Source organism: Streptomyces sp. NPDC059895, from assembly GCF_042731035.1.
Lineage (GTDB): Bacteria > Actinomycetota > Actinomycetes > Streptomycetales > Streptomycetaceae > Streptomyces.
The window spans coordinates 1-17381 of record NZ_JBHWKO010000045.1; the positions used below are offsets into that span (position 1 = coordinate 1).

Annotated in this window: 12 protein-coding genes, 1 pseudogene and 1 riboswitch; of the genes and pseudogenes, 7 read left to right on the forward strand and 6 right to left on the reverse strand. The window is 73.0% G+C overall.

The annotated features are described in order from the left end of the window. The 4 genes from ACFV9M_RS33985 to ACFV9M_RS34000 all read left to right on the forward strand — a co-directional run. Positions 1 to 2580 (forward strand): lipopolysaccharide biosynthesis protein (locus ACFV9M_RS33985; protein ID WP_385102623.1); only part of this gene is annotated, 2580 nt, incomplete at its 5' end. Between the two features lie 221 nt (positions 2581 to 2801). Continuing rightward, positions 2802 to 4886, forward strand: coding sequence for a hypothetical protein (locus ACFV9M_RS33990; RefSeq protein ID WP_385071769.1), 2085 nt, complete (start codon positions 2802 to 2804; stop codon positions 4884 to 4886). Then, positions 4883 to 5308 carry a hypothetical protein gene (locus tag ACFV9M_RS33995; protein WP_385071766.1) on the forward strand — a complete coding sequence of 142 codons (426 nt, stop codon included), beginning with the start codon at positions 4883 to 4885 and terminating at the stop codon, positions 5306 to 5308. The genes ACFV9M_RS33990 and ACFV9M_RS33995 overlap by 4 nt, the downstream gene beginning before the upstream one ends. Before the next feature lie 89 nt (positions 5309 to 5397). Then, positions 5398 to 6567 (forward strand): glycoside hydrolase family 26 protein, encoded by a 1170-nt coding sequence (locus tag ACFV9M_RS34000; RefSeq protein WP_385071764.1) that lies wholly within the window; start codon positions 5398 to 5400, stop codon positions 6565 to 6567. 42 nt (positions 6568 to 6609) lie between these two features. On the opposite strand, the gene ACFV9M_RS34005 is transcribed toward ACFV9M_RS34000, so the two are convergent. The 3 genes from ACFV9M_RS34005 to ACFV9M_RS34015 form a co-directional block, all read right to left on the reverse strand. After that, complete coding sequence (locus ACFV9M_RS34005; protein ID WP_385071761.1) at positions 6610 to 7386, reverse strand: polysaccharide deacetylase family protein; 777 nt, start codon at positions 7384 to 7386, stop codon at positions 6610 to 6612. Between the two features lie 167 nt (positions 7387 to 7553). Beyond that, a complete protein-coding gene (locus ACFV9M_RS34010) occupies positions 7554 to 8897 on the reverse strand; it encodes a glycosyltransferase (protein WP_385071758.1) in 1344 nt (447 codons plus the stop codon). A 339-nt stretch (positions 8898 to 9236) separates the two neighbouring features. Beyond that, positions 9237 to 10310, reverse strand: a complete 1074-nt coding sequence (locus ACFV9M_RS34015; protein ID WP_385071755.1) for a GNAT family N-acetyltransferase — start codon at positions 10308 to 10310, stop codon at positions 9237 to 9239. Between the two features lie 248 nt (positions 10311 to 10558). Between ACFV9M_RS34015 and ACFV9M_RS34020 the strand changes: the two genes are divergently transcribed. Continuing rightward, complete coding sequence (locus ACFV9M_RS34020) at positions 10559 to 11386, forward strand: HAD family hydrolase (protein WP_385071754.1); 828 nt, start codon at positions 10559 to 10561, stop codon at positions 11384 to 11386. A 66-nt stretch (positions 11387 to 11452) separates the two neighbouring features. Here ACFV9M_RS34020 and ACFV9M_RS34025 read toward each other — a convergent pair whose 3' ends face one another. The 3 genes and pseudogenes from ACFV9M_RS34025 to ACFV9M_RS34035 all read right to left on the reverse strand — a co-directional run. Next, entirely contained in the window at positions 11453 to 11938 is a 486-nt protein-coding gene (locus tag ACFV9M_RS34025; protein ID WP_385071751.1) for a transglycosylase SLT domain-containing protein, read from the reverse strand. A gap of 5 nt (positions 11939 to 11943) precedes the next feature. Continuing rightward, a riboswitch (cyclic di-AMP (ydaO/yuaA leader) is annotated at positions 11944 to 12123 on the reverse strand. A gap of 538 nt (positions 12124 to 12661) precedes the next feature. Further along, complete coding sequence (locus ACFV9M_RS34030; RefSeq protein WP_385071747.1) at positions 12662 to 13384, reverse strand: hypothetical protein; 723 nt, start codon at positions 13382 to 13384, stop codon at positions 12662 to 12664. 327 nt (positions 13385 to 13711) lie between these two features. Beyond that, a pseudogene (locus tag ACFV9M_RS34035) lies at positions 13712 to 14378 on the reverse strand (oligopeptide:H+ symporter); the annotation flags it as partial. A gap of 256 nt (positions 14379 to 14634) precedes the next feature. On the opposite strand from ACFV9M_RS34035, the gene ACFV9M_RS34040 reads away from it, so the two are divergent. Together ACFV9M_RS34040 and ACFV9M_RS34045 are read left to right on the forward strand one after the other, a co-directional pair. Further along, positions 14635 to 15645 carry a polyprenyl synthetase family protein gene (locus tag ACFV9M_RS34040; RefSeq protein WP_385071744.1) on the forward strand — a complete coding sequence of 337 codons (1011 nt, stop codon included), beginning with the start codon at positions 14635 to 14637 and terminating at the stop codon, positions 15643 to 15645. Positions 15646 to 16100: 455 nt separating this feature from the next. Beyond that, positions 16101 to 17324: an outer membrane lipoprotein carrier protein LolA gene (locus ACFV9M_RS34045; protein WP_385071741.1), complete on the forward strand. Its 1224-nt coding sequence runs from the start codon at positions 16101 to 16103 to the stop codon at positions 17322 to 17324. Positions 17325 to 17381: the final 57 nt, after the last annotated feature.

Below are 17381 nucleotides of genomic sequence, written 5' to 3' on the forward strand. Positions count from 1 at the left end.
CCGCCCGCCGGTCCGCCCGCCGGTCCGCCCGCCGGTCCGCCCGCCGGTCCGCCCGCAGGTCCGCCCGCCGGTCCGCCCGCCGGTCCGCCCGCCGGCCCGCCCGCCGGTCCCGCTGGGGGCGCCGTCGGCCCCGCGCCGGAGGTTCGCGACCACGGCTCCGACTCCCTGTTCAGGAACGCCTACTTCCTCATGCTCAGCACGGGCGTCTCCGCCGTGCTCGGCCTGGGGTTCTGGCTGGTGGCCGCCCGCTACTACTCCGAGGAGGCCGTCGGGCAGGGCTCCGCCGCGATCGCCGGCATGCGACTGCTCGCCAGCATCACGGCGACGACGATGATCGGCGCCGTCGTCCGTTTCGTCCCGCGCGCGGGACGGGCGACGGGCCCCCTGGTGTGGCGGGCGTACGCGGCGAGTTCGGTGGTCGTGGCGATCGCCGCGTCGGTCTTCCTGCTCACCCTCGACCTGTGGGGGGCGTCGTACGCGCCGCTCGGCACCCCGCTCGCGGGGGCGGCGTTCGTCGTCGCCTGCGTGGCGTGGGCACTGCTCACCCTCCAGGACGGAGTGCTGACCGGACTGCGCAGATCGGGGTGGGTGCCGGTCGGCAACGCGGTGTTCTCCCTCGGCAAGCTCGTCCTGCTGGTCGTGTTCGCCGGCGTGCTGCCGGTGCTCGGCATCTTCGTCTCCTGGGCCGTCGCCATCGCCTTCTCGACGCTGCCGCTCGGCTGGCTGATCTTCCGCAGACTCATCCCGCGCCAGGCCGCCGCCGATCGCGACCTGGAGCCGCCCAGGCTGAGGGAGATGGGCCGCTTCCTGGCGGGTGACTCACTGGGCGCGCTGTTCAGCCTGGCGATGATCAATTTGCTGCCGGTGATGGTCGCGGTCCGCTTCAGCGCCGCCGAGAACGGCTACTTCTACGTGGCGTACACCGTCGGCGGGACGATGGAGTTCATGGCCATCAACATGGCCTCCTCCCTCACCGCGCACGCCTCGCACGACCCGCGCCACCTCGCCGACGGCGTGCGCGGCGCACTGCGCCGCATGACGTTGCTGCTCGTGCCGGTGGTGCTCGTCCTGGTGGTGTTCGCGCCGCAGATCCTGCTGCCGTTCAACGCGGACTACGCCGAGCACGGCACCACCGTGCTGCGGCTGCTGGCCGCGGGGGCGCTGCCGCGGGTCGTGGTGGAGCTGTACATCGGGGTGCTGCGCGTGCAGGGCCGCACCGGTGTGCTGGCCGCGCTCCAGGGCGCCATGTGCACGCTGGTGCTGGGCAGCGCGGCCGTGCTGTTCACCCCGGCCGGCATCGCCGGCGCGGGCTGGGCGGTGCTGCTGAGCATGTCGCTGATCGCCGTCGTCTCGGTGATCGGCCTGCGCGCCGCGCTGCGCCCGCCCGCCCCCGGTGCCGCCGGTTCGTCCGGGCCCCTCGCCGACCGGGCCGATCCCGCCCTCGCCCCGGTCGACGGGCCCGTCGGGGAGGGTGCCCGGCCCGCCCGGCTGAACGCCACCGCCGGATACGGCACGAGCTGGGCCCGCCGGGCGGCGCACGACCGCGGAGCCTCCGACGAGGACACCGTCGCGCTGTTCATAGGACGTCCCGGCTACGAACGGGAGGCGCTGGAGGCGGACACGCTCGCCGTGATCGTCCGGTCCCGTCAGGGAGCCGCCGCGCCCGCCGAGAGCACCGGGGCGCCATGCGCGCCGGAGCCCGGCTACGAGGGCGACGGCATCTGGTCGGAGCGTGGCCAGCGGTGGCTGCGCGCTGGGCTCTGGAGCCTGCTCGGTGTCACCGCCGTCGTCTTCTGGACGGCGCTGCGGCACCTGCCGTGGCTCGGCGGCTGGATCGACGACTCCCTGGCCGCGCCGATGAGCGGGGCCGGGATGCTCGGCCGGCTGCCCGCCACGGCGATCGTCGCCGGGCTCCTGCTGCTCGTGCTGTTCGTGGCCGCCGTGACCCTGTGCGTACGGCACGACACCTGGCTTCCCGGGACCACCCTGGGGGTGATCGCGCTCGCCCTGTACTCCGTTCCGGTCGCCCTCGGCCGGGAACCGAGGGAGCTGGGTGGGACGTTCTATCGGGAAACGGCCGCTTTCTTCGCCGAGACACTGGCCCTGCCCGGGCCCGAACCGCTGCTGCGATGGGTACCGCCCGTCTGCCAACTGCTGTGCCTGATCCTCCTGTGGCTGCTGCTCGACCGGGTGGGCGACCGCTTGGGTGACCGGCTGGGTGACCGGCTGGGTGACCGGCTGGGCGGACGGCTGCCGTGGGCCGCGCGCTGGGGGGTCGTCTCTCTCACCGCCGTGGGGGGCTGGGCCGGGAGAGATGCGTTCGCACCCGTCGCGCCGCCGTTGCTCCTCCTGCTGTTCCTGCTCGTCCTGCTCCTGTCCGTCCGCTGGGCCGAGTCACCGGCCGAGGCACTGACCGATGAACCGACCGATGAACTGACCGGGGCGCCGACCGGGGCGTCGGCTGATGCGCCGGCCGAGGCCGCGTACCGTCCGCACGCCTCGCTGCGGCGCACCCGTCCGCACCGACCGCCCGTGCACACCCGTCCCACCGACCGGAACCGAGACCCGTCCAGCGACTGATCAAGCTCAGAGCCGAACGCCAGGGGGGAACCGTCGTGCGTCCGCCAACCACTTCACGGGGCAGATCCGAACCGGAGCCCGTACCGGGCCCGGGAACCGACGTGGCCACCGCGTCCCAGCCGGAGCCTGTCTCGGCCTCCGCAAGCGCGACCGCGACCGCGACCACGATCGCGACCGTTCCGGAAGTCGCCGCTCCGGTAGGTGGTGAGCCCGGCGGGTCCGTGAGTGACCTCTCCGACCTCCCTCCCGCCCGCCCCTGGTGGAACACCGCGTTCCATCCGGCTGTCGCCCTGCTGGTCGCCCTCGCCCTGTGGGTCTGGGCGGTGACCCACACCGACGTCTCCGACCTCGACGACTTCGGTCTGGTCACCGCGGTGCATCCCACGTTCTGGGCGGGGCTGGCCGTCCTCACCGCCGGCTTCTGGCTCACCGTGCGCGGCCCGCGCCGCCACCCCGCCTGGGCACCGGCGTACGTGCTCGGACTGCTGGCGATGGAGCGCGCCACCCAGGCCGTGCTCTACCCGACACCGCTGTACGCGTGGGCGTGGAAGCACGACGCGATCATCGACCACCTGCTGACGGCGGGCCGGTTGCAGAGCGAGGAGGTCCTCGGCGACCTGGCCGTCTACGACCAGTGGCCCGGCTTCTTCGCCGCACAGGCCACGCTGGTCAAACTGCTCGGCGTGGACTCCGCCGCGCAGTTCATGGCCTGGTGGCCGCTGGTCTCCAGCCTGATGCTGCTGCTTCCGCTGCTGCTGCTCTACCGCACGTTCACCGACGACCGGCGCCTGATCTGGACCGCGGTCTGGCTCTTCTACGTCGCGAACTGGGTGGGCCAGGACTACTTCTCCCCGCAGTCCGTGGCCTTCGCCCTGCACCTCGGCGTGCTCGCCGTCGTCCTGCGCCGCTACGGCCGTCCCGGCCGGACGGCGGCGCAGCAGCGCCAAGCGGTGTGGACGGTGCTGCTGACCGTGCTGGTCGTCGCCGTCGTCATCTCGCACCAGCTCACCCCGGGCATGCTGATCGTCTCGCTGGCCGCCCTGTTCCTCGTCCGCCACTACCGGGACAAGGTTCCGCTGATCACCACCGCGGTGATCTTCCTGGCCTGGTGTCTGACGGCCGCGCTGCCCTTCCTCTCCGCGACGATGCCCGAGATGATCCGCTCGATCGGCGACATCGGGGGCAACGTCTCCACCGGATACGGCGCCACCCCGACCGGCACGGGCGCGGTGACGACCTCCTGGGCGGCCCGGCTGCTGTCGGCGTCGGTGCTGCTGCTCGCCGTCGTGGGCGTGCTGCGCCAGCCGGTGCTGCGCCACCGCGCGATGCCGCTGCTGCTGCTCGCCGCCGCACCGCTGCCGATGCTCGGCGCGAGCAGTTACGGCAGCGAGATGATCTTCCGGGTGCTGATGTTCATGCTGCCCGGCGCCGCTTTCTTCGCCGCGGCGGCGCTGCTGCCGCAGGTACGCACCCTGACGGCGATGGAGAACAGCCGACAGGCCGGCCATGGCCGCGACCCCGGCCATGGCCACGCCCTCGGCTACAACCGCGACTCCGGCCACAGCCACGAATCTGGCCCCGGCCCCGGGACCGGCTCCCGCCCCGGCCCCGGGACCGGCTCCCGCCCCGGTCCCGGCTCCGGCTCCGGTCCCGGTCCCGGTTCCGGCTCCGGTCCCGGTCCCGGTTCCGGCTCCGGTCCCGGTCCCGGTTCCGGCCCCGGTCCCGGCTCCGGTCCCGGTCCCGGTTCCGGCCCCGGTCCCGGCTCCGGTCCCGGTCCCGGCTCCGGTCCCGGCCCAGGCCCCGGCAAGGGGCGCGAGCCCCGTCGCTATGTCTGGCTGCCGCTGCTCGCCCTCCTCGTCGGCACCCTCGCCTTCGTGCCGAGCTACTCCGGCAAGGACCGCATCAGTTATTTCCCGCCGGCCGAAGTGGACCTGGCCCAGCAGGTGTTCGACCAGGCGCCGGACGACTCCCTGGTCGTCGCGGCCGACCGCAACTATCCGCTCGCGTTCGACCAGTACTGGAGAGTGGACCACTACTGGTTCCTCGACGACGCCCGCGAGCACGTCGACCGGATCGTGCGCGACCCGGCCGCCACCCTGGCCCGCGACATGTCCGCCGTGGAAGCACCCGGCCGCGCCTATCTCCTCCTCACCCGCGGCCAGTTCGCGGACGCCGAGATGAACGGGTTCCTCACCGAGGGGCAACTGGACCGCATCGAGCGGTCGATCGCCGCGTCACCCCTGTTCGAGCGGGTGGCCGCCAACGACGCCGGGACGGCGTACGCACTGAAGGAGGCGGGCCGGTGACCCCGCAGGAACTCGTCGTCCGGATGCTGCCCCCGTTCGGCGGCTGGCTCGCCCTGTCCGCTCTCGCACTGCCCGGCGGCTCCCCGTTGAGGGGCGCCGCGGTGATCGCCTTCCTGGCGGCGGGGCCGGGCGCCGCCCTGCTCAGAATCTGCGGGCCCGCGCTGGTGACGGCCCCCGCCGCCGGGCCGGTCGAGCTCCGGGACCCGGCCTTCGAGCACCACTCCGACCTGCTGGAACGGCTGATGCTGACCGTCTTCGTGAGCGTGGCCGTCGTGCTGCTCGCCGCGACGGTCTTCATCGCCTCGCACGCCTTCAGCGCGCAGCGCGTTCTGCTCACGCTCACGCTGCTGACCACGGTCGCCGCGTTCTGCCCGCGGCTGCGCGCCTCCCCGCCGAGGAATGGGAAGGGTTCTGTTCTGTGAGGCTGCCCCACCCTTCAGATGACGGCCGCCCGTCCGCTGACGACCGCCGTCCACACCGCCACCGCCACCGCCACCGGCGCCCGCGCCGCTTGCCCATCCCCCGCAGGTCCGCCGGGCCCCACGCATCCGGCGCCCGGCGATCCGCTGGTCCCGACCCGTCGGGCGGCCTCACTCCCCGCCCCCGCCCCCGCTATCTCCTCCTGCTCGCGGTCGCCACCGCTCTGTGCGCCGTCCTGACCGCCTGCCTGGTCCTGCGTGACGCCCCCGGCCCGTGGGAAGCCGGCTCCGACCCGGACCAGGCCTCCGGGTCGCGGCCCTCGGCCGTCGGCGGGGAGTGCGCTCCGACGGCACTGCTGGAACCGCCCTGCGGTGCCTGGTTCGGCGCGTTCGTGCCGCACGACAAGAGCAATCTCTCCGAGAAGGTCCGCGACTACGAGGAACGCATCGGCCGCACACTCGATGTCGTGTACACGTACCACGACATGTCCCTCGTCGAAGGCGATCGGCTGGAGGGCCAGTTGCTCACGGCGGAGGAGCAGCGGGTCGCCGCGGACGACCACCTGCTGCTGCTGTCCTGGGAGAGCAAGTGGTGGGGCGGCACCGACGCCCAGCAGCCCACCTGGAAGCAGATAGCCGACGGCGACCTCGACGCGTCCGTCATCGACGTCCAGGCCAGGCGCGTCAAGGAGTTCGGGGAGAAGGTGTTCCTCTCCTTCGACCTGGAGATGGACACCCGCACCCCGGCCAACGGCACCCCGGAGGACTACGTCCGGGCCTACCGGCACATCCACGACCGGTTCCGGGACCTGGGCGTGACCAATGTGGTGTGGACGTGGATCACCACCGGCTACCTGGAGCACGCCGACGTGATCGAACGGATGTACCCCGGCGACGACTACGTCGACTGGGTCGCCTACAACCAGTACAACTACTTCCGTTGTCACCAGGCGGACTGGCTGACCTTCGCCCAGACCCAGCAGGCCACGCACGACTGGATCCGCGAGAACATCTCCGACGACAAGCCGCTGATGCTGTCCGAGTTCGGCACCGCGAACGACCCGTCCCGCCCGGGCCGCCAGGCAGAGTGGTACGCGCAGGTGCCGTCGGTCCTCAAGGGGCTGACGGGGGTCAAGGCGGCGCTCCAGTGGAACTATCGCGACCCCGGCCCGCACTGCGATCTGGCGCTGGCCGACGACCAGGCGTGGAACAGCCTGCGCAAGGCGGTCTCCGACCCTTATCTCAACCAGCCCCTGGGGTAGGGAGGCGCGGGACCGGAGACCGCCTACCGAACGGGCCGGGACTCAGCCCGCGAACACGGGCCCGCGCACCACGGCGCGGGCCCGCCGGTACCACCGCCACGCGACCGTCTTCGCGCCGTCCCGGTAGGGCGCGACCCGCACCCCGTCGCCCGCCAGCCAGGTCTCCACGTCGGCCACGGTGTGGCTGCGGCGCACGATGAGCCGGGCGATGCGGTACCGCTCGTCCCGGTCGGAGCTGAGCGCGTGCCGTACGGCGGTGGCGGTCTCGTAGCCGGCGGCGGCCGCGGTACGGCGCACCCGCCCGCTGTTGTAGCCGTGCGGGTAGGCGAGGTGGCGGACGCCGCGCCCGAGCGCGTCCTCCAGGACGGCCCGCGAGTCGCGCAGTTCCCGCACGAGGTCCCGGGGCGGCAGGGTGTCGAGCTGGGCGTGCGTGACGGTGTGGCTGCCGACCTCCATGCCGCACCGTTCGAGTTCCGCCGCCTGCTCCAGGCGCATCATCGGGGCGGGCGGCAGCAGACTGCGGCCGCCCGGGGTGATGGCGCCGGTGGTCAGATAGGCGGTGGCGGCCAGGCCCCGCGCGGCCAGCGCCTCGGCGGTCGGACCCGGCAGGTCGGCGAAGCCGTCGTCGAAGGTCAGCAGCACCGGCCGGGCGGGCAGCGGCGCCCGCCCGGCGAGATGGTCGGCGAGCGCGCTGACCGTGACGGGCGTACGGCCGCTGTCCACGACGGCGTCGAGTTGCGCCGCGAACTGCCGCGGAGTGACGGTGAACTCCGCGATCCAGTCGGGCGGGTCCTCCATCACGGCGTGGTAAAGGAACACGGGGATGCTCCCCCCGGAGACCGGGGAACCGGAGGTCGGGGAACCGGAGACCCGGGAACCGGAGACCGGGAAACCCGTGTCGCCCCCCGAGCCACTGGCCCCGGTCTCCGCGCTGCTCGCCCCGGTCCCCGTACCTCCTATGCCACTTCTGTCGTCCTCGGCCCCCGTCATCGTGACTCCCGGGCGACGAGAGCCGCCCGCAGGGCCCGCCGGGCCCGCAGGTAGCCGATGGGTCCGTACGCCATCCCCCGGCGCTGCAACCGGGACAGACGGCGTGGCCAGGGATGGCTCCGGTCGTCGTGGGCGCCGGGTGTACGGGTGCCGTCGGCGTCCGCCTCGCGGGTCGCGGTCAGGGTGCGGGCGCGGGCGAGGCCGCGGGGCAGCCGGGCGAGGAACGCGGGGAGGAGGCCGGGACGGTTGACGAGGACGGCGGTGAGGTAAGCGGTGAGGCCTGCGCCGTAGCCGTAGGCCTGGGTCTCCAGGTCCTGCCAGGTCTCCCGGTGGTGGTGCCAGACCAGGGCCTGCGGGGCGTAGTGCAGACGGTGGCCCTGGGCGAGGACGCGGACGAACCCGTAGAGGTCGTCGCCCCCGCGTGCGGGCGTGCCGGCGCCGGTGGCAGGGTCGAAGCCGCCGACCGCGCGCAGTACGGAGCGGCGGAACGCCATGTTGGCACCGGAGCCGAACCGGCCCGCAGTGAACGGGAACAGCGGCTCGTCGGCGGGCGGGTCGGCCGGGTCGTACGTGCGGGCCTCGAAGCCCTTGGCGAAGCCGCCGTGGCTCTCCAGCAGCACCTGGGCGGGGGTGCGCAGCCGGGCCGGCAGGATCAGGCCGGTGACGCAGCCGAGGCCGGGGTCGGCGGTGAAGGGCGCGGTCAGTCCGGTCAGCCAGCGCGGATCGGCGACCACGTCGTCGTCGGTGAAGGCGATCACCTCGCCGCGCGCGGCCTCGACGCCCCGGTTGTGCGCGACGGCGAGACCGGGCACCGGCTCGGTCACGTACCGCACGCGTTCGGCGTACTTGCGTTCGATCAGGTCCCGGGTCGTGTCGGTCACGGGCGCGTTGTCCACGACGACGATCTCGAAGTCGGGGTGGTCCTGGGCGAGCATCGAGTCGAGCGCGTGGGCGAGTTGCCCGGCGCGTTCGCGGGTGGCGATGACGACACTGGTGTACGGCACGGAAGGCGCCGGAGGCGCCGCCCCCGCGCTACCGGACGACCGCTCGGTTGTCTCGGCGCCGTTCCCGCTCCCCGCCCGCTCCGGGACGATCCGCTCCCGGGCCAGGCCGGCGAGGACCGTCTTCGGGTCGGCGCCCTCCGGGACCCGCCCCAGGAGCGTGCCGATCGGCCGGCCGTCCCTCCTGACCAGCAGGAACACCTCGCCGTGGGTGACGGGAGGACTGCCCGGACCGGGCCTGAGGGCGGCCCCGGGACCCTCCAGGTCCAGCTCGGCGACCTGCACCGGCCCGATGTCGAGGAACCGCCGGATCTCCTGCTCCACGTGTGCGCGGGACATGAACCCCCCTGGTCTCATGAGCCTTCCCCTGCCATGAAGTCCCCCTGCCCTCACGGGCACCTCTCGCGACGAGCCCCCGGCCAACCGGCCTCCGACCCGGCCGACACGGCCTCCGGCCACGCCGACCCCGTCTCCGACCCCGCCTCCGCCCCCTTCCGAATCCGCCTCCGCCCCCCTCCGAATCCGCCTCCGCCCCCCTCCGAATCCGCGTCCGATTGCGCGCGTCGGACCCGAGTCGGGCCCCACACCCGAATCTCCCCGCCGGGCCCGGCGGTTCCGACTCTCCCCGCCAGGCCCGGCGATGCCGACCCTCCCTGGCGGGCCCGGTGATCCCGACCGTCACGATCGCCGCAACTGTCGCAACCGCCCCGCGCCCTTCAACGTCCGTGCGGCCGCCGCCGCGAGCCTCGGCCGGGCCCGTACGAAGTGGTGTGCGCGGCGGGAGGGCTCACGGCTGAGCCAGTGGAGCGCGGCGCCCACCCCCGGACGCGTCCACGCCCCCTCGTACACGGGCAGCTCGCCCGTCTTCAGCGAGTCCTTGTACTCGGCCGCGCCCCGCCCCAGATCGAGCAGGCCGACGCCCTCCGCGGCCGAGGCCTCGGCCATCCGCAGATGCAGCACCAGCCCCGGCGAGAACTTCGCGAACTCCGGGTCGTAGGCCGGGAACCAGCAGGCCAGCACGGTTGCCGAACGGAGTCCGAAGTGGGCGGCGACGGGCCGCTCACCGGCGTAGAGCACGGACAGCGTGCCGGAGCACTCCGGAGCGCGCGTCTCGGCAAGGGCGTCCACGAGCCGGGTGATCCACTCCTGCGCGAACCGGTCCCGGCGGCCGGTCCTGCGGTACTGCGCCGACTTCCACGCCATGAGCGTGCGCAGCGCGGCCGGGTCGCGCTCGTCGAACACGAACCGCAGCGGCCCGGCCTGGCGGCCCAGCCTGCGTTCCTTCGCGAGCGTCGTCTTCAGGAACTTCGGCGACTGCGCGCGCAGGCCGGACTCGTAGGTCTCGTACCCCTTCTCCACGTCGATGACGTAGGACGCGTACTCGGCGGCCACCTGCGGCAGGAACAGCCCCTGTTCCGCCTCCAGGTTGTCGAAGGCGAAGCTCGACAGGGAGCACGCGCGCATCAGTTCGTCCGCGTTCAGCCCGATGCCCGGGCTCAGTACGGCTCCTTGGGCGTCCGAGACGCCGTACGCGAGGGCCTGGCCGCGGCCGAGCCTGCCCCGCTCGTGGGGGAGGAAGCCGACCGGCTCACGCCCCTCGTACACCACCGCCACGCGCGCGCGGGGCCGCACCCGGCCCACCGCGTCGGTGAACTCCGGTTCCATGAACGGATTGCGCGGAACCGTGGACGCGGCGCGCAGCGCACGCCAGCGCTCCCGATCCCCCTCGCCGAGCTCCTCCGGCCTGAGCACACGAACACGTCCACTGCTCAACCTGACCCCCCGATCAAGTCCCCCCTGGACTCCTGGACGGTACCGCTCCAGGCGGTCAGGGCGGTAGGTAGCGGAGCATGTTGTTGCCAATCGGTGCAGAGGCCTTCAACCGTCCTGTACCCGGCGTTGCGTGAGAAAGCCGTTTCTGGCCGCCGCTCCCCGTTCTCCCGCGGATCGGCCTGCACGGACGGTGAGTTGGGGACGGCCGGGATCCGTATTCTCTGATCATGGCCGCACCCTTCGCAGATGCCGCGCGCTGCGCCGCGTACTCCCTCATCGCCACCGACCTGGACGGAACGCTGCTCCGCGGCGACGACACCTTCTCCGACCGGTCGCTCGACGCGCTCGCGCGGGCGGCGGCGGCCGGCGCCCGCCACCTGGTCGTGACGGGCCGCCCGGCACCCCGGGTGCGGCCGCTGCTGGCGAACCTGCACAGCAGGGGACTCGCGGTGTGCGGACAGGGCGCGCAGCTGTACGACGCCGGCACGGACCGTCTGCTGTGGTCGGTCACCCTGGACCGGGACCTGGCGGAGACCGCGCTCGGGAAGATCGAGGCGGAGGTCGGCGAGGTGTACGCGGCCGTCGACCAGGACGGCGTCGACGGGCTGACGCTCATCGAGCCGGGCTACCGGATGCCCCACCCGACCCTGCCGGCCCTGCGCGTCGGGTCGCGCGACGACCTGTGGCGCGAGTCCATCAGCAAGGTGCTGCTGCGCCACCCCACCCTGTCCGACGACGAGTTGGCGGCGACGGCCCGCTCGGTGGTCGGCTCGCTCGCGACCGTCACCATGTCGGGGCCGGGCACGGTGGAGCTCCAGCCGTGCGGCATCACCAAGGCGACGGGTCTGGCGCTGGCGGCCGAACACCTCGGGCTGAGGCCCGAGGACTCGCTGGCCTTCGGCGACATGCCCAACGACATCCCGATGTTCGATTGGGCGGCGCGCGGTGTCGCGATGGCCAACGCCCACCCCGAGCTGAAGGCGGTGGCCGACGAGGTGACGACGTCGAACGAGGACGACGGCGTAGCCGTCGTCCTCGAACGCCTCTTCCCCTAGGACATGTGCCGCGGGGTGTGTGCCGCGGGGCCTGTTCTGCGGGGTGTGTCCTGAGCCTCGGGCAGGTCAGTACGCGCCGAACACGTTGTCGATGGAGCCGTAGCGGGCGGCCGCGTAGTTGCAGGCCGCGGTGATGTTGGCGACCGGGTCGTACGGGTCGTACGAGGTGCCGGGCACGTGGTACGCGGCGAAGGTCGGGTCGATGACCTGGAGCAGCCCCTTGGACGGGGTGCCCTTGGCCGCGTTGGAGTCCCAGAGGTTGATGGCCTTCGGGTTGCCCGACGACTCGCGGAGGATGTTGCGGTGGATGCCGTTGTACGTGCCCGGGATGCCGCGCTCGGCCATGATCGCGAGCGACTCGCGGATCCAGCCGTCGAGGTTGTCGGGGTACCCGGCGACCGTGGTGGCCGACGTCGTGGCGACCGACGTCGTGGGGGCGGCGGAGGCGCTGGTGGCGGCCATGAAGGGAAGGGAGAGCACGGCGGCGCCGGTGCAGACGGCGGCGACGGTGCGGGCGAGGCGGGTGCGGCGGGGCTGGGTGGCAGCAGACATGGCGGACTTCCTCTCCGGCGCCTGCGGGGTGAGCTGTCGGGTTCGGGCGGGGAGGTGCCCGGCCGGCCGCCGTACGGGTACGGCGGCACGACTTCACCCCTAGCCGGGGCCGTTACGTGCGTGACGTACGGCCCGGCGTTCTACCTGGGTCCCCCGCTCCTGCCGTGCGTGAGTGTTCGTCGATGGGTGGTGAAGGGCGGCGGCAGGATTCGGCGTCCGCCCGACTGAGCGGAACGTATGCGAGAGCACATGTCCGGAACAAGTGGCGGAATCACACCACACCCCCATTGACCATGATCCGCGCAGTATGGGGTGCTTGATCCTTTGCTGTCGTAAAACGTCAACTCACCTGAGGCAAAGCGGAATCACAGGGTCCGGTGTGAGGAGTGGGGTGGGGGGTGGAGTGAGCCAAGTCACCCGCCATCGCAATAGGGGTCAAACGGACAATGAGTCATAAGTCCTTTTTAAAAGGGCGCGTTGTGGAGGGGGGGTGGAAGGTGCGGAGGGGGGCGGAGCGGTGCGGAGGGGGGTGGGGGGTGCGGAGGGGGGTGGGGGTGCGGAGGGTGCGGGAACTGTCCGGTCGTGGCCCCGGGGCGCCCCGTAGGGCGGGTCGGCGGCGGGGGCGGAACCTCCCCGGTGGTGCCCGTCGTTGTCATGACGGCGGCCGTTCGGGCGGCAGGGGGATGCGCGGGCCCTCGTGGGTCGGTGGGCGGGCGGCGGGGGTCAGGGGGCGGGGTGTGTGGTGCGGCGCAGCCAGGGCGACGCGGCCAGTACGGCCAGGCCGGTGGCGACCGCGATCGCACCGCTGACGCCGTAGTGGACGGGCCGGGACACGTCGTCGTGGAGCCGCGCGGCCTGCGCCTGGATGCCGCCCGCGAGTGCCGCGGAGAGGAACCACAGCGCCATGGTCCACCCGGCGAAGGCGGCCGGGGCGAGCCTGGAGGTGGCCGACAGGCCCGAAGCCTTCACGAGGACGTCGCCGAGGCCGAGCAGCAGGCACGAGCCCACGATCCACCAGCCGGACATCGGGTGCGCGTCGCTGTCACCGCGCCCGCTCGTCGGCACCGCCAGCAGCAGGGCCGCCAGACCGCCGAGGGCGACCCCGAGCGCGATCGTGGGCCCGGCGCCCGGCCCGCGGCGGCCCGGCCGTACCCACAGGACCGCCACCGCCGGCGCGAGGACGGCCTCGAAGGCGCAGAGCGCCGGCAGGTACCAGTTCGCCGGGAAGCCGAAGCCGGGGATCGCGGTCCCGGCGCCCGCCGAGCCCGGCAGCAGTGTGGTGGAGTACGTCCGGAGGAGGGCGAGGTCGAAGACGGTCGAGGCGAGGAAGAGTACGACGCACGGACGCAGCCGGCCGCGTTCCCGCGCGGTCACCGCCGGACTGGTGAACAGCACCGCGAAGCAGGCGACCGGGGCCAGTACCGAGATCAGGGTGAGCAGGTTCACGAATTCTCAGGGTCAGTCACCCCGACGCGGCCAGGTGGACCGTGAACGCGGTGACGACCACGGCCCCGGTGACGATCCGGTGGCCGCCCGGCGTACCGGGGCCGAGCGAGCGAGGGACCGGGGGGAGACCGTGACCTTGCCGGCCGTCGGTACCGATCGAGGGGCGCGCCTTCGCCCGGTCGGGTGAAGGCTCCCGGTCGGGTGAAGGCTCCCGGTCGGTTGAGGGTGGTCGGTCGGCTGACGGCGGTCGGTCGGTTGGGGGAGGCCGGTCGGTTGAGGGTGGTCGGTCGGTTGGGGGAGGCCGGTCGGTTGAGGGCGGTCGGTCAGGTGACGGCGGTCGGCCAGGTGGCGGCGGCCGGTCACGTACTGCGCCAGGCCGCACGTCATGCCGATCGCGGCCGCCGCGAAACCCCCAGTGCCGGCCGTGGTGATCGCCGAGCCCGCCGGTGATCACCGGTCCCGCGAGGGCGCCGAGGCCGAGCGCCGCGCAGTAGAGGGCGAAGTCCGCGTCGCGGCGGTGGTCGTCGGCGCGCCGAAGCGTGCCGACCAGGGTGGCGGCGTTCGGCCTGGCGAGCCCGGTGCCGGCGACGATCAGGCCGAGGCCCGTCCAGGTCGTGCCGGCGGTGGGCACGGCCAGGGCGTAGAGCCCGCAGGCGGTCAGGACTCCACCCCACAGCACCGCGCGGTACGGGCCCAGGACACGGTCGGCGAGTCGGCCGCCGGCGACGGAGGCCAGGTGGGCGAGGGCGCCGAAGGCCGCCGCGAGGGAGACGGCGGTCCCGGCCGGCAGGCCCAGACCGCCGTGGGCCACCGCGTCGGAGAAGTAGAGGACCAGAACGGCCTGCACCCCCAGGAAGGAGAAGCGCTCCCAGGCCGTCAGGCCGCAGAGGGCGAGCAGGCCCCCGGGCCGGCCGGGGAAGCGGCGGCCCGGGACGGCGTCGTTGCGCGGAGGGGGCCGGTCGGCGGATTCGGCGTCCACCTCTGCGCTGGACATGAATCACTACTTCCCGGTCAGTCGATAAATGTCCGTTCGTATCGGCTGATCAGAAACATACCGGTCATGATCGGAAGCCGCCCTGGCTCATCCGGGCTCCTCTCGTCGCCTCCCGGTCGAGCGACCTGGGGGGCCGGGGGACGTGGGGGCTTATCAGTGATCGAAACGTGACCGGATACGCTGACTCGAGTGATGGCAGCGACCTATCGACAAACCGTGTAACCGCCAGTAGACACCAGCAGACAGGAGACCCCTCGTGACCGTCGTCGGGCCGTTCGGGCTGAGCGTGCGGGACCAGGCTCTGGAAGCCGATGTCCAGGCCGGATTGGCGGCTGTCGAGGAAGGCTTGCTCGAGGCCACCAAGAGCGGGGTTCCCTTCATCACGGAGGCCGCCCAGCACTTGGTGCGGGCGGGCGGAAAGCGGTTCCGGCCCCTGCTCGTGATGCTCTCTGCACAGTTCGGCGACCGGCACGCGCCGGGGATCGTGCCGTCGGCCGTGGTGGTGGAGCTCACCCACCTGGCCACGCTGTACCACGACGACGTGATGGACGAGGCGACCGTACGGCGCGGGGTGCCGAGCGCGAACACACGGTGGGGGAACTCGGTCGCCGTCCTCACCGGGGACTTCCTCTTCGCCCGCGCCTCGCACATCCTCGCCGACCTCGGGCCCCAGGCGGTCCGGGTGCAGGCGGAGGCGTTCGAGCGGCTGGTCACCGGGCAGATCCTGGAGACGGCGGGGCCGACGGACGGGCGGGACCCGGTCGAGCACTACCTCGACGTGCTGGGCGGCAAGACCGGCTCGCTGGTGGCCGTCTCGTGCCGGTTCGGCGCGATGATGTCGGGCGCCGACGACACGGTCGTGGACGTGCTGACGCAGTACGGCGAGCGGCTGGGAGTCGCCTTCCAGCTCGCGGACGACGTCCTGGACATCGCGTCGGACTCCCACGAGTCGGGCAAGACCCCGGGTACGGACCTGCGGGAGGGGATCCCGACGCTGCCCGTGCTCCGGCTGCGGGAGCGGGCGGAGCGCCTGGCGCGGCCCGAGGACGTGGCGCTCTGCGAGCTGCTGGACTCCGACCTGAGCGACGACGCACGGCACGCGGAGGCACTGGCCGCCCTGCGCGCCCACCCCGCGCTGGAGCAGGCCCGTGCGGACACCGTGCGGTACGCGAAGGAGGCGCGGGCCGCGCTGGCGCCCCTGCGGGAGTGCGGGGCCAAGAAGGCGCTGATGGAACTGTGCGACGCGGTGGTGCACCGGGCCGGGTGAGGCGAGGCCACCCGGCCGGCCACCCCGCTCGGTGCCATCCGCCCGGCCACCCCGCTCGGTGCCATCCGCCCGGCCACCCCGCTCGGTGCCATCCGCCCGGCCACCGTGCCGCCGTCGCCTCCGCATCGCCCCAACTCCGCGTCGTCCCCTCAGCCTCCCCCCCCCAACTCCGCGTCGTCCCCTCAGCCTCCCCCCCCCAACTCCGCGTCGTCCCCTCAGCATCGCTCTCAACTCCGCGTCGTCCCCTACGGGTAACCGCCGGCCGCCCCGCCTCCGTGTCATACCGCAGGGGGAGGCGGAGTTGAGTCCTCGGGTTGACGTATGTGGGTGGCCGATTTGGTCAGATGGAGACCACGGAAAACCCCACTCCTCACCGATTCGGGTGAGAATGGCGGCTTGGGGTGGGGTCGTTCGCGACATGACCAGCCGCCGCCGACGACGGAGGTAAGGCACACATGGCACCGTACGCATCCGACGACAGCACGCGCGCCGGGGAGACCGACGACGACCCGCGCGTCGGACGGCGCAAGGCCGTGCGGTACGTCGTTCCGGTCACCGTGGCGGGTGTCGCGGCGGCGACGATCGGGCTCGTCCCGGCGTTGGCCGACTCCGGCGACCCCGACCTGCCGAAGATCAGCGCGCACCAGCTCCTGGAGAAGATCGCCGCGTCCGACGTGCAGCAGCTCTCCGGCACCGTGAAGATCAGTACCGATCTGGGCCTGCCCGACCTGGGCGGCCTGGAGAGCGGGCTGCTCTCCGGGGCCACCGGGGAGAGCGGCGGCTCGTCCGCCGACCCCTCTGCCAAGCTCACCGAACTCGCCTCCGGCACGCACACCCTGCGCGTCGCCGCCGACGGCCCGGACCGGCAGAAACTCTCCCTCCTGGAGGACGCCGCCGAGTACAGCGTCATCCACAACGGCACGGACGTGTGGGCGTACGACAGCGCCTCCGACGAGGTCTACCACTCCACCGTCGAGGAGAGCGCGAAGGACGACGGGACGCCCGTGCCCGCCACGCCCGGGGAGCTCACCGAGGAAGCCCTGAAGGCGGTGGACGACACCACCTCGGTCACGGTCGACGGCACCGTCCAGGTCGCCGGCCGCGACGCCTACAAGCTGGTCGTCAAGCCGAAGCAGTCCGGCTCGACCGTCGGCGCGATCAGTGTGGCCGTGGACGCGGAGACCGGGCTGCCGCTGAAGTTCACGCTCACCCCGAGCGGTGGCGGCGCGGCCGTCGTGGACGCCGGCTTCACCCAGGTCAGCTTCGCCGAGCCGGCCGCCTCCACCTTCGAGTTCACCCCGCCCGAGGGCGCGAAGGTGACCGAGGGGGACGCCGCCGACCCGGCCGAGGTGCCCGAGGACTCCGGCGTCCCCTCCGAGAAGGAGCTGGGTGAGAACCTGGCCGGCCTCGATGTCCTCGGCGACGGCTGGACGTCCGTGGCCACCTTCGACACCGGCGCCACCGGCGCCACGGGTGCCGCCTCCGCCGGGGACCTGCCCGACGCTGGCGCTCTCGGCGGCTTCCTGGGTTCCTTCGGCGACAAGGTCACCGGCAAGTTCGGCTCCGGCACCGTCTTCTCCACCCGTCTGATCAACGCCCTGGTCACCGACGACGGCAAGGTCTACGTCGGTGCCGTCACCAAGGAAGCCCTGGTGAAGGCGGCCGACTCGGAGTGGTGAGCGGCCGGCTCGGGGCGTGAGAAGTCGACTCGGAGTGGTGAGCGGCCGGCTCGGGGC

Excerpts from the sequence above, each read along its gene's own strand:
- ACFV9M_RS34025 (WP_385071751.1), bottom strand. The coding sequence starts at position 11,938 with ATGTCTGCTGCCACCCAGCCCCGCCGCACCCGCCTCGCCCGCACCGTC.
- ACFV9M_RS34010 (WP_385071758.1), bottom strand. The coding sequence starts at position 8,897 with ATGTCCCGCGCACACGTGGAGCAGGAGATCCGGCGGTTCCTCGACATC.
- ACFV9M_RS34020 (WP_385071754.1), top strand. The coding sequence starts at position 10,559 with ATGGCCGCACCCTTCGCAGATGCCGCGCGCTGCGCCGCGTACTCCCTC.
- ACFV9M_RS34045 (WP_385071741.1), top strand. The coding sequence starts at position 16,101 with ATGGCACCGTACGCATCCGACGACAGCACGCGCGCCGGGGAGACCGAC.